This is a genomic window from Streptomyces sp. NPDC002868 (assembly GCF_055563295.1).
In genome coordinates this window covers 548,560-566,363 of record NZ_JBVHDR010000001.1, presented here as the reverse complement: position 1 = coordinate 566,363, position 17,804 = coordinate 548,560, and the positions used below count along the sequence as shown (strand labels likewise).

Here is a 17,804-nt window from a genome sequence, read left to right as displayed (position 1 = left end):
AGCCGGCCCTGTGGCGAGAATCCCCCCGTCAGTGCTTGAGGATCTTGGAAAGGAAGTCCTTGGCACGGTCGCTCTCGGGGTGGGTGAAGAAGTCGTCCGGGGTACGGTCCTCGATGATGCGGCCGTCCGACATGAAGACGACGCGGTTGGCGGCGGAGCGGGCGAAGCCCATCTCGTGGGTGACGACGACCATGGTCATGCCGTCGCGTGCGAGCTGCTGCATCACCTCCAGCACTTCATTGATCATTTCCGGGTCGAGGGCCGAGGTCGGCTCGTCGAAGAGCATGACCTTGGGATCCATGGCGAGCGCGCGGGCGATGGCCACGCGCTGCTGCTGGCCGCCGGAGAGCTGGGCCGGATACTTGTCGGCCTGGTCGGCGAGGCCGACGCGTTCGAGGAGCTGGCGCGAGCGCTTCTCCGCCTCGTCCTTCTTGCGCCCGCGGACCTTGATCTGTCCGAGCGAAACATTGGCCAGGACGGTCTTGTGTGCGAAGAGATTGAAGGACTGGAAGACCATGCCGACGTCGGCACGGAGTCTGGCGAGCGCCTTGCCCTCTTCGGGGAGCGACTGGCCGTCGATGAGGATGGCGCCCGATTCGATCGTCTCCAGGCGGTTGATCGCCCGGCAGAGCGTGGATTTCCCGGAGCCCGACGGGCCGATGACCACCACCACTTCTCCGCGGCCCACCGTGAGGTCGATGTGCTGGAGGACGTGCAACTGTCCGAAGTGCTTGTTGACGTCACGCAGCTCGATCAACGGATCGCCGGCCATACGCTGCCCCACCCACTCTCAGCTGTGTCGGGTCAGCGCAAACTATCCAGCCGGACAAGGGACTTCACACCCGACACGCATAAATAGGGCATAAGCCGTATTAATAGCGACTTCGCAGGTCAGGCCTCGGCGGCTTCCGCGTAGACCTGCGACAACTGGGGCGCTCCATTGACCGCCCACTCGAGGCCCGCCTCCACCACGCTGATCTCGCGGCCGGAGGCGAGCCGCACCACGGGATGGCCGCCCGGCCAGATGTGCCAGGCCGCGCCCCGCACCGTACGGACGATCACGGTGCCGAGGTAGAGGCCCGCGTCATTGCCCAGCCAGGGCAGCTCCTCCGGGTCGTCGCGCCAGCGCGGCGGCAGCTGGTCGAGGGCGGCCAAAGAGGCCGGGGAGTCGTCCAGTTCGAGCCCCGCCTGCCCCGCTCGGACACGCAGCAGCTCACACTCGGAGAGCAGCTCGGCAACGGCCGCCGCGCGCTCCGGGTCGTACTCGGCGGAGAGGTCGTCCTCCTCCTGCTCAGCGACGTGCCGCTTGAGCCAGTTGTCCAAGAAAGGGATGTTCATACCGCTCAGCCTCGCATCCCTGCCGCCGCACGCACCACAAGGCGCGCGTCAACAAGCGTCAGATGTCCAGATCGACAACAACCGGGGCATGGTCCGAGGCGCCCTTGCCCTTGCGCTCCTCGCGGTCGACATAGCTGTCCTTCACCGCATTGGCGAAGGGTTCGTTGCCGTAGACCAGGTCGATGCGCATGCCACGGTTCTTGGGGAAGCACAGCTGGCGGTAGTCCCAGTACGTGAACGGGTGCTCGTACTTCAGGGGGCGCGGCACCACGTCGGCGAGCCCGGCCTTGCGCAGGGCCTCCAGCGCCGCACGCTCGGTCGGGGTTACGTGGGTCATCCCCTCGAAGAACGACGGGTCCCACACATCGTCGTCGGTCGGCGCGATGTTGAAGTCGCCGAGGACCGCGAAGGGACGGCTCCCGGACGCGTCCGTGGCCACCGCCGCCTGCAGCGCCTCCAGCCAGCGCAGCTTGTAGGCGTAGTGCTCATGGGCGATCTCGCGGCCGTTGGGCACATAGACCGACCAGAGGCGGACCGGGCCGCAGGTCGCCGCGATCGCCCTCGGCTCCTGCAGCCCCTCGTAGTCCGGACCGCCGGGCAGACCCTTGACGACGTCGTCAAGACCGACCCGGGAGACCAGCGCCACGCCATTCCACCTGCCGGAGGCGTGGACCGCGGATTCATAACCGAGCTCGCGCAGCTCGTCGGAGGGGAACTGCTCCGCGGTGCACTTCGTCTCCTGGATGCACAGCACGTCCGTGCCGGTGTTCTCCAGCCAGGCCAGCAGTCGGGGCAGCCGAGCGGTGATCGAGTTTACGTTCCAGGTCGCGATACGCATGTGCGACAGCCTAGCTGTGGGGTCTGACAGTCAGGAGGGCGGCAGTCACAGGTCCGCCGTCTCGCCCGGGGCCAGCCGGCCGTGCTCGGCGCCGCCGAGCGAGCCGATTTGGCTGTCGTAGATCGGCCGCGCGAGATCGGTGAGCAGGGCGTCGTGGATGTCGAAGGCACGCTGCGGCTTCACCTCGCGCACGTAGTCGATGATCTCGGAGATCTTGTTCCACGGGGCATGCACAGGGATCAGCAGCGTGTGGACCGGCTGGTCGGGGACGGTGAGGGCGTCGCCCGGGTGGAAGACCGAACCGTCCACCAGATAGCCGACGTTGGTGATCCGCGGGATGTCCGGGTGGATCACCGCGTGCAGCTCACCGTGGACCTCGACGTCGAAACCGGCCGCGGTGAAGGTGTCGCCGTGGCCGACCGTGTGGACGCGGCCCGGGAAGGCCGCCGAGATCTTCTCGGCGACGCTCCGCAGCGTCCAGATTTCGGCGGCCGGGTTGGCTTCGAGGCCGGCGCGCAGCCGGTCCTCGTTGAAGTGGTCGAGATGCTCGTGCGTGACGAGGATGGCGTCCGCGCCGACGGCGGCGTCCTCCTCACTGAAGGTGCCGGGATCGATGACGAGCGTCAGCCCGTCCTTCTCCAGTCTGATGCAGGCATGCGTCTTCTTCGTGAGCCTCATGCCTCCATCCTGCTACGGCTCGGGAGTGGTCTCCTCCTGGATGACGGCGTGGGCGACCCTGAAGGCGGAGTTCGCCGCCGGGACGCCGCAGTACACGGCCGCGTGGATCAGGACTTCCTTGATCTCGGCGGGGGTCAGGCCATTGCGCAGGGCGGCCCGGGTGTGGAACGCCAGCTCGTCCAGATGCCCGCCCGCGACCAGCGCGGTCAGCGTCACCACGCTGCGGGTGCGTCTGTCCAGACCCCCGCGGGTCCAGACCTCGCCCCAGGCGTAGCGGGTGATCAGCTCCTGGAAGTCGCCGGTGAAGTCGTCGGCGGCGGCCGTCGCCCGGTCCACATGCGCGTCGCCGAGGACCTCGCGGCGTACCTTCATGCCCGCGACGTACGGATCGGGGCGGCCCGAATGCACCGCTTCGGGCTGCGCGGGCGAGGCGGACGCGATCTCGCCGACGGGCGCCACCGGGGCGGAGATCGCGGGTGCGACCGGCGGGGCCGCGATGGCCGAGAGTGTGTCGTTCCAGGCGGTGGAGAAGTGGCGTACGAGAAGGTCGGTGACGGCGGCGGGCTGCTCGACGGGCGCGAGGTGCGAGGCGCCGGGCACCAGCGCGAGCCGGGCGTCCGGAATCCCGGCGACCAGGGTGCGGGCCTCGGCGGGCCCGGTGACCTGGTCCTCGGAGCCGACCAGGACGAGGGTGGGGACGCCGACCAGACCGAGTTCGCCGCGTACGTCGAAGGCCGCGAGCGCCTCGCAGGCGGCGATGTAGCAGCCGGGGTCGGTGGTGCGGACCATCTGGACTGCCCACTCGACGATGGCGGGCTGGGCGGCGGCGAAACCGTGCGTGAACCAGCGCTCGGGCGCGCTGCGGGCCATCGGGTCCAGACCGTTGGTACGGACGATCACGCCGCGCTGGCGGAACTCGTCGGCGGTCCCGAACCGGGGCGAGGCGGCGACCAGCGCGAGGGAGGCCAGCCGGTGCGGATGACGCAGCGCAAGCTCGACGCCGATCGCGCCGCCGATGGAGCAGCCGGCGTAGCCGAAGCGCTGGATGCCCAGTTCGTCGAGGGTGGCGAGCAGCCGGTCGGCGAGTTCGGCGACGGCGGTGGCGGGGTGGGCGGGGGCGCCGCCGTGGCCCGGCAGGTCGAAGCGGAGCACCCGCCACTGGCGGGACAGATCGTCGATCTGCCGGTCCCACATGTGCCAGGTGGTGCCTAGGGAGGGGCCAAGGATGAGCACGGGGGCGTCGTCCGGACCGTCGATCCGGTACTGCAGGGTCTTCGGGGGCGTCTGCGTCTCACTCACCTGCCCCACGGTAATGAGTGGAGGCCCAGCCTCCGGTCAGGGGGTCGCCGTCGATACGACATACACCTTGGGACGGGAGCCATAAGTCATGTCCACGGTGATGTCCTGCGAGGGCCGCGGGTCCTTCTGCGCATGCGTGGTGCCCGCCCAGTCACTCCCCGCGCTGAAGTCCCAGCCCACCGTCTCGGCGTCCCGCGCGCTGATGGTGACCACGCCGTCGTCGAGCTGGGAACGGCTGGTGCCCACGCCTTTCAGGAACCGGTCGAGCCCGGCGGATGTGGTGCGGAACTGCACGTACAACCGGCTGGTCTTCCAGTTGCTCGTCTCGTAGTAGGCGACGTCGGTGGACTTCTCGGGGATCGGCACCTCGAATACGCGGCGCTTCATCTGCGACGGCCAGCTTTCGCGCAGGCCGGTCGCCGAGGACTCCGACTCCTTGTCGCGGCCGCTGTCGCGGCTCTGCTCGGCGGAGATGACCAGATAGCCGGCCGGGATACCGACGAGCAGCACGATGATGATGGCCGTCAGCCAACGGCGAAGGAGCATATGGCGCCGGTCCTCGGGGGGACGGGCGCTCTCGTCCGGGGACGTGGACTGGCGGGGCACGGTCATGGCTACGGTTCCTGGGTGGGGCGGGCAGTGCTGGAGTTACGGATGGCCTGCGCATAGCGCTCGTACCGCTCGTGGCGCTCCACCCGGCGCCGGTTGGCGCGGCGGAAGCGGCGGGCCACAAGCCGCGCGAGGTCTGCGGCGCCGACCATACCTGCCTCGGGGCCGAGCTGGGCCTTGACGATGCGAGCCTCGGGGCGGTAGCCGCGGCCGGTCAGATGCCGCCGGAAGGCATCCCGGGCGGGGCGGATGAGCAGGTCGTCGGCAGCGCTGACGCCGCCGCCGATGACGAAGCAGGAGGGGTCGAGGGCGGCGGCGAGATTGGCGATGCCGATGCCGAGCCACTGGCCGATGTCCTGGAAAAGCTCGATGCACATGGCGTCGCCCTCGCGGGCGAGCTCGGTGATGATCGGTCCGGTGATGTCGCCGACGTTGCCGCCGACCCGGTCGATGAGGCTGTACGCGACCGGGGAGTCGGCCGCGGCGAGCTCGCGGGCCTCCCGTACGAGGGCGTTGCCCGAGCTGTACTGCTCCCAGCAGCCGCGGTTGCCGCAGGGGCAGCGGTGGCCGCCGGGCACGACCTGCATATGGCCGAATTCGCCGGCTACTCCGTACTTGCCGCGCTTGACCTGGCCGTCCTCGAGGATCGCGCCGCCGATGCCGGTGCCGAGGGTGATCATGACGAGGTGGTCCTCGCCGCGGCCCGCGCCGAAGCGCCATTCCGCCCAGGCGGCGGTGTTGGCGTCGTTGTCGACCAGCACGGGGACGGCGAGCCGGGCCGACAGGGCGTCGCGCAGGGGCTCGTTGCGCCAGGCGAGGTGGGGGGCGAAGAGGACCTTGGAGCGGTCGGCGTCGACCCAGCCGGCCGCGCCGATGCCCACGGCGTGCACATCGTGCCGGTCGGACAGGTCCAGGACGAGCTCGCAGATGGTGTCCTCGACGACCTTCGGGCTCTTGGACTTGTCCGGCGTCTCGGTGCGGATCTTCTCCAGGATGACCCCGTCGGCGTCGACGACGCCCGCCATCACCTTCGTACCGCCGATGTCGATGCCGACGGTGGGGACGCGGGGCGCGGTCAGGTGCGAGCGCCGCTCGCGGGTGCCGATGGTCTTCAGGACGGTGGCCCGTGCGGAGCCGCGGTGCGCGAAGTCGCGGTAGGTGCTCATGTCCCTGCGGGGTCTCGGAGGCGGGTGGGTGGTTCACCGGCGATTCTGCCAGGCACCGCGCCCGCCGGTGCGCGTGCGGGTTGCCGCCCGCCCCGGGGCTCCGCCCCGGAACCCGGGTATGCGGCCTTCGGCCGCATGTCCTCAAGGGCCGGACGGGCTGGAAATGTCGGCCAGGGCCGCACCATCAAGCCCGTCCGGCGTTTGAGGACCGGGGGTCCGGGGGCGGAGCCCCGGCAGGCACTAGGCAGCGGGCGGCTCGTCCTTCACCGGATGACCGCCCAGATGCGTCGGCGTCGGCGCACGCTCCAGCTCGTGGCGCAGGTCCTCCAGCTCGCTGCCGCCCGCCATCTGGCGGGTGAGCTCGTCCAGGGTGACCGAGTCCTTGGTGTGGCTGCCCGACATGGTGCCGCGCTTGAGCAGTACGAAGCGGTCGCCGACCAGATACGCGTGGTGGGGGTTGTGGGTGATCAGCACCACGCCCAGTCCCGCGTCGCGTGCCGCCGCCACATACTTCAGCACCACGCCCGACTGCTTCACCCCGAGCGCGGCCGTCGGCTCGTCCAGCACCAGGACCTTCGCGCCGAAGTAGACGGCCCGGGCGATCGCCACGCACTGGCGCTCACCGCCCGACAGCGTCCCGATCGGCTGGTCGACATCGCGCAGGTCGATGCCCATGCGCAGCAGTTCGGACCGGGTGGTCTCGCGCATCAGCTCGACATCGAGACGCTTGAAGGGACCGACCCCCTTCGTCGGCTCGGAGCCGAGGAAGAAGTTCCGCCAGACCGGCATCAGCGGTACGACGGCGAGGTCCTGGTAGACCGTGGCGATACCCCGGTCCAGCGCCTCGCGCGGGTTGGCGAGGCTCGCCTGCTCGCCCTCGATGAGGAAGGTGCCCGCGTCGTGCCGGTGCAGACCCGCGATGATCTTGATCAGGGTGGACTTGCCCGCGCCGTTGTCGCCGAGGACGCAGGAGATGTGCCCGGCGTGGACCTCGAGCGAGACGCCTTCCAGGGCACGGATGTTGCCGTAGTACTTACTGACGTTGTCCAGCTCGACGAGGGCGGTCATTTGCTTGCCTCCGCACGCTTGCGGACCCATGCGTTGAGCAGGGTGGCCAGAAGGAGCATCGCTCCGAGGAAGAACTTGAACCAGTCCGGGTTCCACTCCGCGTACACGATGCCCTTGCTGGTCATGCCGAAGATGAACGCACCGACCGCCGAGCCGATCGCGGAGCCGTAGCCGCCGGTGATCAGACAGCCGCCGATGACGGCCGCGATGATGTACGTCAGCTCATTGCCGACGCCCTCGCCGGACTGCACCACGTCGAACGAGAACAGCAGATGCTGGCCGGAGACCCAGGCGGCGAAGGCGACGCCCATATACAGGCCGATCTTGGTCTTGTTGACCGGGACGCCGACCGCGCGAGCCGCGTCGGCGCCGCCGCCGACCGCGAAGATCCAGTTACCGAAGCGGGTACGCAACAGGATCCAGGTGGCCAGCGCGACCAGTGCGAACCACCACAGGATGGTCACCTTCAGCGTGACGTCGCCGAGGGTGAGCTGGGAGGCGAAGAGCTTCTTCGCCGAGGCGAAGCCCTCCATGTCGCCGATGGACTTGGTCGAGACCGTGCCGCTGATCAGCTTGGTGAAGCCGAGGTTGAGGCCGGTCAGCATCAGAAACGTACCGAGCGTGATGATGAAGCTGGGAAGTTTCGTACGGGTCAGCATGAAGCCGTTGAAGACCCCGACCGCGAGCGTCACCAGCAGCGAGACGAAGATGCCGACCCAGACGTTCGCCGTCATCTGGTAGCTGAACATCGCGGAGATCAGCGCGGAGCTGGTCACCAGGACGCCGGCCGAGAGGTCGAACTCGCCGCCGATCATCAGCAGCGCGACCGGCACGGCCATGATGCCGAGGGTCGACGCCGCGTACAGGACGGTGGAGAGGCTGGACGCCCGCAGGAACGAGTCCGCCACGATCGAGAAGAAGATGAAGACCGCGGCGGCGCCGACGACCGAGCCCAGCTCGGGCCGGCCCATCAGCTTGCGCAACGGCGAGGTGCGTAGCAGCCGCTCGTCACCCTTGTCGGGCTGCCGGGTGTCGGCAGGTGGTGCGGTCGCACTCATCGGGTCCCCCGCTCTGTGTATTCCTCCAGCTCCGCGGCGTCCGTCTTGGAGATGATCTGCGGTCCGGTGAGGACGGGCCGCCCGCCGCCGAGCACATCGGCGTTGTACTTGTAGAGCCACAGCAGGTCCACGGCCTGATACCCCTGGAGGTACGGCTGCTGGTCCACGGCGAAGCCGAGGGTCCCGGCCTTCAGACCGGCGGCGACCTTGGCGTTCAGATCGAAGGTGTCCACCTCGGCCTTGCTCTCCGCGGTCTTCCCCGCCTGCACGGCGGCGTCCGCGAACGGCGCGCCGAGCGTGACGACGGAGTCGATGGAGCGGTCCGACTGGAGTTTCGCCTCGATGGACGCCTGAACGTCGGGCATGTTGGTTCCGTCGACGTACAGGTTCTGCAGCTCCCCGCCGAACGTCTTCTTCGCGCCGGCGCAGCGCTGCTCATGGCCGACGTTGCCCTGCTCGTGCAGCACGCACAGGGCCTTCTTCCTGCCCCGCTTGTCGAGTTCGTCGCCGACGGCCTCGCCGGCGATCGTCTCGTCCTGGCCGATATGGGTGAGCGCGCCGTACGCCTTGGACTGCTCGGAGCCCGAGTTGACGGTGATCACCGGGATGCCGGCCTTCTCCGCCTCGGCGATGACGCCCTTCATGGCGTCGGGCTTGGCGAGCGTGACGATCAGTCCGTTGACCTTCTTGTCGATGGCCGCCTGGACGAGCTGGGCCTGCTGCTGGCCCTCGTCGCTGTGCGAGTACAGAAAGTTGATGTTGTCCTTGACCGCGGCCTGCTCGGCGCCGCTCTGGACGATGTCCCAGAAGGTGTCGCCATCGCCCGAGTGGGTGACCATGGCGAAGGTCCAGCGGGGGGTGGTGACGGCGGACTTGCCGGCTGCGGCCTGGGCCTTGCGGGCGTCCTCCGCGCGCTTGCCGCCCGTGCTGCTGCATCCCGCGAGGGAGGCTCCGAGTACCGCTGCCAGCACCGCGCCGAGCGCGCGTACCCCTGTCCTTGCCCTAGCCACGACGCCGTGCCCTTCTTGCCGTACTCGCTGTACTTCTCGGTGCGGCCGGGAGTCGTCACGACTCTCCCCGGCCGCCCAAGTATGTGTCACAGCAGGTCGGCGGGTGGGCATCGGGTGCGCCGGGTACGTCATCGGGTGCCGTCGGCGGTCAGCTTCTCCAGCGCCGGCACGTCCTTCTCGGTGACGAGGGCCGGGCCGGTGAGGATCGGCTTGCCGCCGCCGATCACATTGCCGTTGGTCTTGTTGAGCCAGAGCTCGTCGATGGCGAGGTAGCCCTGGAGATAGGGCTGCTGGTCCACGGCGAAGCCGATCTCGCCGGCCTTGAGCTGCTTGACCACCTCGGCGTTGAGGTCGAAGGTGTTGACCTCGGCGCTGGAGCCCGCGCCCTCCTTGGCCTTGACGGAGGCGGCGGCGAAGGGTGCGCCGAGCGTGACGACGGCGTCGATGTCCTTGGCGCTCTGCAGCTTCGCCTCGATGGAGGAGGTGGATGCGGGCATGTTGGTGCCCTCCACGTTGAGGTTCTCGACGGTGCCCTTGAAGGTCTTCTTCACACCGGCGCAGCGGGCTTCGAGCGAGACATTGCCCTGCTCGTGGATGACGCAGATGGCCTTCTTCTTGCCGCGCTTGTTGAGCTCCTCGCCGACCGCCTCGCCGGCCACCGTCTCGTCCTGACCGATGTGGCTGAGTGCGCCGACCTCTTTGGAGAACTCGGCGCCCGAGTTGATCGTGACGACGGGTATGCCGGCCGCGACGGCCTTCTTGACGACGTCCTTGACGGCTTCCGGCTTGGCGAGGGTGACGATGATGCCGTTGACCTTCTGGTCGATGTAGGTCTGGATGAGCTGGGCCTGTTCCTTGCCTTCCTTGTTGGCGGCGTAGAGGAACTCGACGTTGTCCTTGCGGGCCGCGACCTTGGCGCCGCTCTGGACGATGTCCCAGAAGGTGTCGCCCTCGCCGGAGTGCGTCACCATCGCGATCTTCAGCCGTTGGGTGGTGGCGGGCTCGCCGCCGCCTTTGGAGGGGCTGTCCTTCGCCTCCTTGCCTCCGGAACTGCTGCATCCGGCGACGACGACCAGGGCACATGCGGCGAGCAGCGCTGCTGCCCTGCGGGTGGTACGCATGGTGGATCCGCCTTCTCTCCCGGCCGCCCGGTTGCGGCTGGGTGAGTTTTTACGGCGGTCGCGGGACCCAGTCAAGACTTTGTCCGAACATTCTTACGCGAACGACATTCTTACGTGACCCTACGGCGAACGGCGGACCGGGTCGCGGCCGGGCTACGGCCGGGGCTACGGCTACGGCTACGGCTACGGCCGGACGAGCAGCTGGAACTCGAAGGCGTAGCGCGAGGCGCGATAGATGTGCGAGCCGAACTCGACCGCGCGGCCGGTGTCGTCGAAAGTGGTGCGCTCCATCGTCAGCACCGGAGCGCCGGTCGCCTCGGTGAGCAGTTCGGCCTCCATGGCCGTGGCGGCCCTCGCCCCTACCGACTGGCGGGCGCTGTGCAGGGTGATCCCCGCGGCCCGCATCATCCGGTACAGGCCGGTGGCCTCAAGCCGTTCGGTGTCGCAGTCGAAGAGGCCCGCGGGCAGATGGTTGCGCAGCCTGGCCATCGGCTCGCCATGGGCGTACCGCAGCCGTTCGACGAGCTGGACGTCGCTGCCCTCCGCCACACCAAGGGCGGCCGCGACCTCCGCGCTCGCAGGCTCGATGGCGTTGCGCAGCACGATGGTGGCCGGGCGCTGGCCGGCCGCCTCGAGGTCGTCGTACAGGCTGCTGAGCTCCAGCGGGCGCTTGACCTGGCTGTGCACGACCTGGGTGCCGACGCCGCGGCGGCGGACCAGCAGGCCCTTGTCGACGAGGGACTGGATGGCCTGGCGGACGGTCGGGCGGGACAGGCCGAGCCTGCCCGCCAGCTCGATCTCGTTGCCGAGCAGGCTGCCGGGGGTGAGGGTCCCTCTCTCGATGGCCGCTTCCAGCTGTTGCGACAGCTGGAAGTAGAGCGGGACCGGGCTGGTGCGGTCCACGCTCAGCTGGAGAGACAGAGACGGGTCCGTCACGTGTCTGGGCTGCTTGGGCACGGAGCGAGAGTAGTCGCAGGAAATGTTGACGGGAAGTCGTGAAGTTCGGTTGTCAGGACAAAGTCTTGACAGGGAGGCGCCTCCCCGCCACCTTTGGGCCATGCGCATCGGACTCATCGGAACGGGACGTATCGGCACCTTTCACGCGGGCGTGCTCAGCCGCCACCGGGAGGTGGGTTCGCTGGTCGTGGCGGATGCCGACCCGGCACGGGCGGCCCAGGTCGCCGAGCGCACGGGGTCCACGGCCGCGCCCAGCGCGGACGAGATCTTCGCCTGGGGCGTGGACGCCGTGGTGATCGCCTCCGCCACCGCCGCCCACGCCGAACTCATCGCCCGCGCCGCCCGCGCCGGGCTCCCCGCCTTCTGCGAGAAGCCGATCGCCCTGGATCTGCCGGGCACGCTCGCCGCGCTGCGCGAGGTCGAGTCGGCGGGCACCTTGCTCCAGCTGGGCTTCATGCGCCGTTTCGACGCCGGATACACCGCGGCCCGTGAGCTGGTGCGCTCCGGGCGGCTCGGCCGGCTGCACACCGTACGGGCGATCACCTCGGACCCGGCCCCGCCGCCCGCCGCGTATCTGCCGCTCTCCGGCGGCCTGTACCGGGACTGCCTGGTCCATGACTTCGACATCCTGCGCTGGGTGACCGGGCGCGAGGTGGTCGAGGTGTACGCGACCGGCTCGGACGCGGGCCCGGCGATGTTCCGCGACGCGGGCGACGTCGACACGGCGGCCGCGCTGCTCACGCTGGACGACGGCACGCTGGCCACGGCGACGGCCACCCGGTGCAACGGCGCGGGTTACGACGTACGGATGGAACTCGCGGGCGATCTCGACCAGGTCGCGGTCGGCCTGGACGACCGTACGCCGATCACCTCGACCGAGCCGCAGGGCCCTCCGCCGGCCACCAAACCATGGCCCGGGTTCCTGGAGCGGTTCGCCCCCGCGTACGAGGCGGAGCTGGACACCTTCGTCCGGGTGGTGCAGGGCGAGGCCGAGAACCCCTGCGACGGCCGCGAGGCGCTGACGGCGCTGCGGATCGCGGAGGCGTGCGAGCTGTCCCGGCGGGAGCACCGGCCGGTGCGGCTGGCTGAGATCCCGGCGGACTGACTCCCGGAGCGTTCTCAGGACTGTTGCGCGGACGGTGCGGACAGTACGGTGCCCTGCGCGACGGCGCAGAGCGTCTCGTCGCCGTCGGCGTTCTCGGTGAAGAGGTCGCACCGTACGACGGCCTGACGGCGGCCGCTGTGCACGACGGACGCCCGGGCCACCAGTGTCACGCCGGTGGCCGGGCGGATGTACTGGACGGAGAACCCACCGGTCAGCACGGCGGGACCGAGTGTCGTACCGGCGGCGAAGGTGATCGAGTTGTCGGCGGCGTACGCGATCACTCCCCCGTGCAGATAGCCGTTCTGCTGGTGCAGTTCTTCCCGGACGTCGACTTCGAGCACGGCCTGTCCATTGCCGAACGCGGTGATCCGCGCCCCCAGCAGACGGCTGAACGGCTGGCTGTCGAGGACCTTCTGGGCCATCGCGAGGTCAAGTCCCGGCACGGTGCGGCTCCTTGGACGATCGGTGAAGGGGGTCAGCGGGGTCGCGGTCGGGGCTACCAGCTCACCGGGAGTCTGCGCACGCCGCGCATCAGCAGCCCCGGCAGCAACGGATGCGGGTTCGCGGTGAAGTCCGCTCCGCACTCCCCCCAGATCGACAGTCGTCATCACCCCAGCCTACGTGGGCCCTCCTCGTCGAGCAGGCCCGCGTCATGCGCCAACAGAGCGATCTGGACACGGTTGTTGAGGTCCAGTTTGGCCAGGATGCGGGAGACATGGGCCTTCACGGTCGGCACGCTCATATAGAGGGGTCGCGGCGATCTCTGCGTTGGACTGGCCATGGCCTACCGCGACGGCCACCTCCCGTTCGCGTTCGGCGAGGGAGGTGAGGCGGCGCGCCGCCTCACTCCGGCGCGTTTCGGGGGCGCGGTCTGCGACGTGCGTCATCAACTGGCGAGTGACGGCAGGGGACAGCACCGGGTCGCCCGCCGCGACGCGCCGTACCGCGGCGACGATGTCGGCGGGCGGGGTGTCCTTCAGTACGAACCCGGCGGCACCCGCGCGCAGCGCCCGCAGCACCTGTTCGTCGGCGTGGAAGGTGGTGAGGACGACGATCTCGGGGGCGTCGGGGCGGCGGCGCAACGCCTCGGTGGCGGTGAGGCCGTCCATCGTCGACATCCGGATGTCCATCAGGACCACGTCGGGCGCGAGTTCGTCGACGAGCGCCGCGACCTCGGAGCCGTCGGTTCCCTCTCCCACGATCTCGAGACCGTCGGCGCCGCCGAGCATGAGGGCGAGTCCCGCGCGTACGAGAGGGTCGTCATCGACGACGAGCAGCCGGATAGTCATGCGAATCTCCTATGTCAAGCCGCGGCGGCGAAGTAAGCGTCCGCCGTGTGGGCTTGGGGTTGCTGGTCTTGGAGCAGGCGGCGGTAGACGACGTCGGAGAGATGCCGCTTGAGGACGCGCAACGCCTCGGACTTGGTCTTGCCGGCCGCGCGCAGCCGGTCGTACAGCTCGCGGGCGGGTGGATGGATCCCGGTCCTGATCTGGGTGACCGCGATGCGGTGCAGGGCGGTGTTGAGCTGGCGGTTTCCGCCCCTGTTGAGCCGGACACGGACTTTGTTGCTGCTCCAGACCGGGATGGGTGCCACCCCGGCGTGCATGGCGAAGGCCGCTTTGCTGCGGAACCGGTCCGCGCCCGCGGTCTCCCCCACCAACTTGGCCGCGGTCAGCGCCCCCAGGCCCGGGATGGCCAGCAGGGACGGCACCAGCGACACCACGCGCCGGGCCAGTCGCCGCTCCAGCCCCAGGATGCGCCCAGTCAGCTCACGCACCCGTTCCACCAGCTCAAGGGCGATCTCCTGCCGGAACGAAAGCTGACCGGGGACACAACTCAGTCGGGGGATGCCCCACTCTCCTATCAGGCCACATCCGGTCAGCCCGAGCCACAGCCGACGGGGACAATTCGCATGAAAGTCCCTACGGGACACCCACGGTATGAGTCACCCGCCGACTACAGCCGACCATGCACCGCCCAAGACGGTGAGGCGAGAGCCAGCTTCACACTGAGGCCCACGGTAGCCAGGCCCGGACGTGGAACCCGCCGTCGCCCGTCGCTCCGTGCTCCAGCCGCCCGCCCGCGAGCGTGGCTCGTTCGGTCAGGCCGATCAGCCCTTGGCCGGAGCCGGGGACCTTCTCGACCTCGCCGATCGGGGCGGGGTTGTCGACGTCGACGGTCAGGCCGCTTCCCGGTCCGCCGCCGACGACGACGGTTACCTCGGAGCCGGGCGCGTGCTTACGGGCGTTGGTAAGTCCCTCCTGCGCAATGCGGTAGACGGTCCGTCCGGTGGCGGCGGGAACGGCTGCCGGGTCGGTGATGCGGTTGTCGAGGGTGACCTTCATGCCTGCCTCACGGGACTCTGCGACCAGTGCGTCGAGGGTGGCGAGCGTGGGCTGCGGCCGGTCGGCCCCGTCGCCGTCGCCGGGTGCGCGCAGCACGCCGATGATCTCGCGCAGGTCCTGGAGCGCCTCGTGCGCGCTGTCGCGGATCACTCCGGCGGCTCGGGCGACTTCGGCCGGTGGCGCGTCCGGCCGGAATTCGAGGGCGCCCGCGTGGACGCTGAGGAGGGTCAGCCGGTGAGCGAGCACATCGTGCATCTCTCGGGCGATGGCCTCCCGGGCGAGCCGCTGAGCGTGCTCGGCACGCAGCTCGGCCTCGGTCTCGGCCCGCCGGGCGCGCTCGCGCAGCGCGACCACGAGCTGGCGTTGGGCGCGTACGAGCATGCCCCAGCCGATCACCAGCAGGATGAGGATCACGCTGGTGACGAGCGAGGCCAGGTAGGACATGCTCGGATCGGGGCGGACGGCGGCGGCGACGGCCGAGCCCGCGAAGGCGAGGGCCCCGACGATCGCGACGGGCTTGAAGGGGCGGTGCACGGCGAGGCTGAACAGAGCCACCAGCATCGCGCCGGCGGCGACCGGTGACACCACGGCCACGACGAGCAGAGTGATGGCGAGCCCGAGCGGCGCCCGCCGCCGCGCCCACAGCGCACAGCAGGCCGCGGCGCCCGCCAGCTGATCGGCGAAAACGACGAGTTCGGAGTTGCCCGCCTGTTGGCCGGCCTCGGAGGCGAGCAGGCCGACGATGGCGGCGAGGACGAACGCGAGGGTGTCGACGACCCAGTCGCGTACGGTACGGCGCGGCCTGGTCCTGCCCCGGCCGCCGCCATCGCCGGGGCTGTCCGGGTCCAGGGGATCGGACATGGCTGAGGGCAGCAGCCAGGGGTACTCCGTGCGCGCCATATCGATAAATCTACGCAGGTGGGAACCGTCCGGTGGCCGCCTGGACGAGGGAAGCTACCAAAGTCGCGCAGGCTCAGACTTTCGGCGCGAAGATCGTGCCGGCGGCTCTGGCCCGGTCTCAACCACCGGTTTCCTTGTTTCAACTGGTGAGGATGGCGATGCGGCGGGACCAGGTCGGGTCGTTGAGCTGCGAGAGCATGAAGTGGGCAACGTCCGCCCGGCTGATGCGGGGCATGCCCTTGAAGTCGAAACGCTCACCGACTCGGTAGGCGCCGGTGAAGGGCTGGTTGGTCAGCGTCACCGGGTAGACGAGGGTCACGTCGAGGGCACTGGCGAGGAGCTTGCGGTCCGCCTGCTCCTTGTCGGCGAAGAGCTTCCTGAGCATCGTGCGGTAGAAGAGCCGCTGCGGCAGCGAGGCTTGCGCGTAGGTCCGGCCGACGCCGAAGGCGGAGAGGAAGATCAGGCGGCCGACTCCCGCTTCGTGCAGGGCGGGGATGATCGCGTCCACGGCGCGGCCGACGATGTCGGACGTCAGGCTCTTCCCCGACCCCATCGTGCTCAGTACCGCGTCCTGGCCCACGGCGGCGTTGGCGACCTCCTGTTCGTCGGTGACATCACCGACGCGCACGGTCAGCCGGTCGTCGGGCCGGGAAAGCTTTTCCGGACTGCGTACGAGCGCGGTGACGTGATGGCCCTCGTCGACGGCCTGGGCGGCCACCTGCAGACCGGTGGGCCCGGTCGCGCCGAGAAGCAGGAGTTTCATGCCGGACTCCCGAGCGGGTACAGGTCAACCCATCTGCGCTTTGACATGATCGACCACGTCGTTGAACTCCTTGGTCGGTGAGAAGTCGATGTACTCGCAGTCCTCGAGCGCTTCCGGGACATGACCCGGCGGCCAGTAGAAGGCCTGTCCTGCTTCGTAGATCTCGTCGCCGTGCTGCGTCCGCATCTTCAGCCGCCCCTTGAACAGGTAACCCCAGTGAGGGCAGGGACAAAGATCCTCGGGCATGCCCTTCATTGCCGGCCCCATGTCCGCGCCCTGGGGAAACCGCACAAAGGCGACGGTCATGTCTCCCCCCACGTCCTGCATCCGCAGCTCCACACCGCCCCCTTCAATCGCGATGGGAGTGTCGTTCCGCGTCGTCGCCGTCATGGCTGCGCTCCTCCTTCTCCGGCTTCTCATCCTTCTCCGGCTTCTCATCCTTCTCCGGCTTCTCCTCCTTCTCCGGCTTCTCATCCTTCTCCGGCTTCTCCTCCTTCTCCGGCTTCTCCGGCCTCTCCGGCATCACCGGTCTGCTGGAGCCCGGGAAAGCTCCCTCTCCTCCAGCCTGTGCCCGACGGCTGCCGTGCGCGACATCTGGGTCACTTCCGGTCGGCGGCCTCGTTGAGCCGGGCGACCTCCGCAGCGTGCTCGCTCATGCGGTTGCTGACGCTGCCCCCCGTATAGAGCGCGGCCCCGACGACGGAGACGGGCACGGACAGCCCGATCACCCCGAGGAGTTCGGGCCAGTCCCGCTCCGCCGTGCACTTCGAGCCGTTCCCGGCCCCCTGTTGGCGGTGGACTGGTCTGTGAAGAGCCGAGCCTCGCACTCCGTGTCGCCGTACTTGCCCTCGATCTCGTACGGCATGAGCAGCAGTACGGCGAACCACACCCACAGCAGCGCGGCGACCGAGAGCAGACCGAAGCCCCAGCTCTGGGCCCGCTTGGCACGGTCGCGGAACTCTATGTCGTACGTCAGTGATCGCATGGCGCAGGAACCTAGCAAGCGGTCCGGTCGGCCCGCGCGGCCGCCCAGCAGCCCCGGCTTGAGTGCTACACGCCTTCGTTGAGCTCGTACGTGCCGTACTGGGGGCGGCCCTCCAGCCCGTACGTGTGGATGGCCACGCCGGTGCCCGTGGTGCGCGATGCGGCATGCCGGAACGCGGTGGGAACCGCGCCGTCCGCGAAGAAACGACGGCCCTTTCCCAGCACGACGGGGAAGACGAGCAGATTGAGCGTGTCGATCAGGTGTGCTTCATAATGGACTGGGCAAGGCCGCCGCTGCCGTGGATCTGCAGCTCCCCGTCCGTGCGCTCCTTGATCGCGGCGACCTCCTTGACGAGGTCGCCGCCGATGACGGTGGTGCCCTCCCAGTCGGCCTGGTCGAGCGGCGGCCACGCGGCGTAACGCCTGCGGCGGGCGTTCCCCTCCCCGCCCCTTCCCGAACTGGGGGCAAGCCCCCAGACCCCCGTACGCCCTCCGGGCGTTGTCCTCAAACGCCGGACGGGCTTGAGTTTCCGCCGGACGGGCGGAAACTCAAGCCCCGTGGGGG

At 69.3% G+C, this 17,804-nt stretch carries 22 protein-coding genes and 2 pseudogenes; 1 reads left to right on the top strand and 23 read right to left on the bottom strand.

Features of this window, described 5'->3' with window-relative positions:
* Positions 1-28: 28 nt before the first annotated feature.
* The 12 genes from ACZ3H8_RS02695 to ACZ3H8_RS02640 all read right to left on the bottom strand — a co-directional run bounded on the left by ACZ3H8_RS02695 (position 29) and on the right by ACZ3H8_RS02640 (position 11,088).
* Positions 29-772 (bottom strand): amino acid ABC transporter ATP-binding protein, encoded by a 744-nt coding sequence (locus ACZ3H8_RS02695; RefSeq protein WP_467396545.1) that lies wholly within the window; start codon positions 770-772, stop codon positions 29-31.
* A gap of 119 nt (positions 773-891) precedes the next feature.
* Positions 892-1,338: a DUF6278 family protein gene (locus tag ACZ3H8_RS02690; protein WP_467396543.1), complete on the bottom strand. Its 447-nt coding sequence runs from the start codon at positions 1,336-1,338 to the stop codon at positions 892-894.
* Positions 1,339-1,396: 58 nt separating this feature from the next.
* Positions 1,397-2,176 (bottom strand): exodeoxyribonuclease III, encoded by a 780-nt coding sequence (locus tag ACZ3H8_RS02685; protein ID WP_467396541.1) that lies wholly within the window; start codon positions 2,174-2,176, stop codon positions 1,397-1,399.
* A 45-nt stretch (positions 2,177-2,221) separates the two neighbouring features.
* Positions 2,222-2,854, bottom strand: a complete 633-nt coding sequence (locus ACZ3H8_RS02680; protein WP_467396539.1) for an MBL fold metallo-hydrolase — start codon at positions 2,852-2,854, stop codon at positions 2,222-2,224.
* 12 nt (positions 2,855-2,866) lie between these two features.
* A complete protein-coding gene (pcaDC, locus tag ACZ3H8_RS02675) occupies positions 2,867-4,153 on the bottom strand; it encodes a bifunctional 3-oxoadipate enol-lactonase/4-carboxymuconolactone decarboxylase PcaDC (RefSeq protein WP_467396536.1) in 1,287 nt (428 codons plus the stop codon).
* A gap of 36 nt (positions 4,154-4,189) precedes the next feature.
* A complete protein-coding gene (locus ACZ3H8_RS02670) occupies positions 4,190-4,765 on the bottom strand; it encodes a hypothetical protein (RefSeq protein ID WP_467396534.1) in 576 nt (191 codons plus the stop codon).
* A 2-nt stretch (positions 4,766-4,767) separates the two neighbouring features.
* Positions 4,768-5,928 (bottom strand): ROK family glucokinase, encoded by a 1,161-nt coding sequence (locus tag ACZ3H8_RS02665; protein ID WP_467396532.1) that lies wholly within the window; start codon positions 5,926-5,928, stop codon positions 4,768-4,770.
* A gap of 240 nt (positions 5,929-6,168) precedes the next feature.
* Positions 6,169-6,996, bottom strand: a complete 828-nt coding sequence (locus tag ACZ3H8_RS02660; RefSeq protein ID WP_467396530.1) for an ATP-binding cassette domain-containing protein — start codon at positions 6,994-6,996, stop codon at positions 6,169-6,171.
* Entirely contained in the window at positions 6,993-8,054 is a 1,062-nt protein-coding gene (locus ACZ3H8_RS02655; protein WP_467396528.1) for an ABC transporter permease, read from the bottom strand. Before ACZ3H8_RS02655 ends, ACZ3H8_RS02660 begins: the two co-directional genes overlap by 4 nt.
* Entirely contained in the window at positions 8,051-9,064 is a 1,014-nt protein-coding gene (locus tag ACZ3H8_RS02650; protein WP_467396526.1) for a sugar ABC transporter substrate-binding protein, read from the bottom strand. The genes ACZ3H8_RS02655 and ACZ3H8_RS02650 overlap by 4 nt, the downstream gene beginning before the upstream one ends.
* Before the next feature lie 128 nt (positions 9,065-9,192).
* Positions 9,193-10,185: a sugar ABC transporter substrate-binding protein gene (locus tag ACZ3H8_RS02645; protein WP_307660317.1), complete on the bottom strand. Its 993-nt coding sequence runs from the start codon at positions 10,183-10,185 to the stop codon at positions 9,193-9,195.
* 183 nt (positions 10,186-10,368) lie between these two features.
* The gene (locus tag ACZ3H8_RS02640; protein WP_398983241.1) at positions 10,369-11,088 is read right to left on the bottom strand and encodes a GntR family transcriptional regulator; all 720 of its coding nucleotides are present in this window, start codon (positions 11,086-11,088) and stop codon (positions 10,369-10,371) included.
* Positions 11,089-11,242: 154 nt separating this feature from the next.
* Here ACZ3H8_RS02640 and ACZ3H8_RS02635 point away from each other — a divergent pair, with 154 nt between their 5' ends.
* Positions 11,243-12,247 carry a Gfo/Idh/MocA family protein gene (locus ACZ3H8_RS02635; protein WP_467396524.1) on the top strand — a complete coding sequence of 335 codons (1,005 nt, stop codon included), beginning with the start codon at positions 11,243-11,245 and terminating at the stop codon, positions 12,245-12,247.
* A gap of 14 nt (positions 12,248-12,261) precedes the next feature.
* Here ACZ3H8_RS02635 and ACZ3H8_RS02630 read toward each other — a convergent pair whose 3' ends face one another.
* The 11 genes and pseudogenes from ACZ3H8_RS02630 to ACZ3H8_RS02580 all read right to left on the bottom strand — a co-directional run.
* Entirely contained in the window at positions 12,262-12,669 is a 408-nt protein-coding gene (locus tag ACZ3H8_RS02630) for a PaaI family thioesterase (protein ID WP_467397912.1), read from the bottom strand.
* A gap of 185 nt (positions 12,670-12,854) precedes the next feature.
* Positions 12,855-13,536: pseudogene (locus ACZ3H8_RS02625) on the bottom strand (response regulator).
* Between the two features lie 14 nt (positions 13,537-13,550).
* On the bottom strand, positions 13,551-14,024 hold the full coding sequence (locus ACZ3H8_RS02620) for a transposase (RefSeq protein ID WP_467396522.1): 474 nt from the start codon (positions 14,022-14,024) through the stop codon (positions 13,551-13,553).
* 226 nt (positions 14,025-14,250) lie between these two features.
* Complete coding sequence (locus tag ACZ3H8_RS02615) at positions 14,251-15,492, bottom strand: sensor histidine kinase (RefSeq protein WP_467396521.1); 1,242 nt, start codon at positions 15,490-15,492, stop codon at positions 14,251-14,253.
* A gap of 139 nt (positions 15,493-15,631) precedes the next feature.
* Entirely contained in the window at positions 15,632-16,255 is a 624-nt protein-coding gene (locus ACZ3H8_RS02610) for an NAD(P)-dependent oxidoreductase (RefSeq protein WP_467396520.1), read from the bottom strand.
* A gap of 24 nt (positions 16,256-16,279) precedes the next feature.
* The gene (locus ACZ3H8_RS02605; RefSeq protein WP_398981752.1) at positions 16,280-16,645 is read right to left on the bottom strand and encodes a hypothetical protein; all 366 of its coding nucleotides are present in this window, start codon (positions 16,643-16,645) and stop codon (positions 16,280-16,282) included.
* A complete protein-coding gene (locus ACZ3H8_RS02600) occupies positions 16,605-16,778 on the bottom strand; it encodes a hypothetical protein (protein WP_467396516.1) in 174 nt (57 codons plus the stop codon). Before ACZ3H8_RS02600 ends, ACZ3H8_RS02605 begins: the two co-directional genes overlap by 41 nt.
* Before the next feature lie 76 nt (positions 16,779-16,854).
* Positions 16,855-16,983, bottom strand: coding sequence for a hypothetical protein (locus ACZ3H8_RS02595; protein WP_467396514.1), 129 nt, complete (start codon positions 16,981-16,983; stop codon positions 16,855-16,857).
* On the bottom strand, positions 16,980-17,240 hold the full coding sequence (locus tag ACZ3H8_RS02590; RefSeq protein WP_467396512.1) for a hypothetical protein: 261 nt from the start codon (positions 17,238-17,240) through the stop codon (positions 16,980-16,982). The genes ACZ3H8_RS02595 and ACZ3H8_RS02590 overlap by 4 nt, the downstream gene beginning before the upstream one ends.
* A gap of 65 nt (positions 17,241-17,305) precedes the next feature.
* Positions 17,306-17,464: a hypothetical protein gene (locus tag ACZ3H8_RS02585; protein WP_467396510.1), complete on the bottom strand. Its 159-nt coding sequence runs from the start codon at positions 17,462-17,464 to the stop codon at positions 17,306-17,308.
* Positions 17,465-17,496: 32 nt separating this feature from the next.
* Positions 17,497-17,804, bottom strand: a pseudogene (locus tag ACZ3H8_RS02580) (hypothetical protein); the annotation flags it as partial.

Coding starts and splice junctions, on each gene's coding strand:
- ACZ3H8_RS02630 (WP_467397912.1), bottom strand. CDS start 12,669: ATGGCCCAGAAGGTCCTCGACAGCCAGCCGTTCAGCCGTCTGCTGGGG.
- ACZ3H8_RS02660 (WP_467396530.1), bottom strand. CDS start 6,996: ATGACCGCCCTCGTCGAGCTGGACAACGTCAGTAAGTACTACGGCAAC.
- ACZ3H8_RS02645 (WP_307660317.1), bottom strand. CDS start 10,185: ATGCGTACCACCCGCAGGGCAGCAGCGCTGCTCGCCGCATGTGCCCTG.
- ACZ3H8_RS02690 (WP_467396543.1), bottom strand. CDS start 1,338: ATGAACATCCCTTTCTTGGACAACTGGCTCAAGCGGCACGTCGCTGAG.
- ACZ3H8_RS02615 (WP_467396521.1), bottom strand. CDS start 15,492: ATGGCGCGCACGGAGTACCCCTGGCTGCTGCCCTCAGCCATGTCCGAT.
- ACZ3H8_RS02670 (WP_467396534.1), bottom strand. CDS start 4,765: ATGACCGTGCCCCGCCAGTCCACGTCCCCGGACGAGAGCGCCCGTCCC.
- ACZ3H8_RS02685 (WP_467396541.1), bottom strand. CDS start 2,176: ATGCGTATCGCGACCTGGAACGTAAACTCGATCACCGCTCGGCTGCCC.
- ACZ3H8_RS02695 (WP_467396545.1), bottom strand. CDS start 772: ATGGCCGGCGATCCGTTGATCGAGCTGCGTGACGTCAACAAGCACTTC.
- ACZ3H8_RS02635 (WP_467396524.1), top strand. CDS start 11,243: ATGCGCATCGGACTCATCGGAACGGGACGTATCGGCACCTTTCACGCG.
- ACZ3H8_RS02590 (WP_467396512.1), bottom strand. CDS start 17,240: ATGCGATCACTGACGTACGACATAGAGTTCCGCGACCGTGCCAAGCGG.
- ACZ3H8_RS02605 (WP_398981752.1), bottom strand. CDS start 16,645: ATGACGGCGACGACGCGGAACGACACTCCCATCGCGATTGAAGGGGGC.
- ACZ3H8_RS02665 (WP_467396532.1), bottom strand. CDS start 5,928: ATGAGCACCTACCGCGACTTCGCGCACCGCGGCTCCGCACGGGCCACC.
- ACZ3H8_RS02655 (WP_467396528.1), bottom strand. CDS start 8,054: ATGAGTGCGACCGCACCACCTGCCGACACCCGGCAGCCCGACAAGGGT.
- ACZ3H8_RS02610 (WP_467396520.1), bottom strand. CDS start 16,255: ATGAAACTCCTGCTTCTCGGCGCGACCGGGCCCACCGGTCTGCAGGTG.
- ACZ3H8_RS02680 (WP_467396539.1), bottom strand. CDS start 2,854: ATGAGGCTCACGAAGAAGACGCATGCCTGCATCAGACTGGAGAAGGAC.
- ACZ3H8_RS02600 (WP_467396516.1), bottom strand. CDS start 16,778: ATGCCGGAGAGGCCGGAGAAGCCGGAGAAGGAGGAGAAGCCGGAGAAG.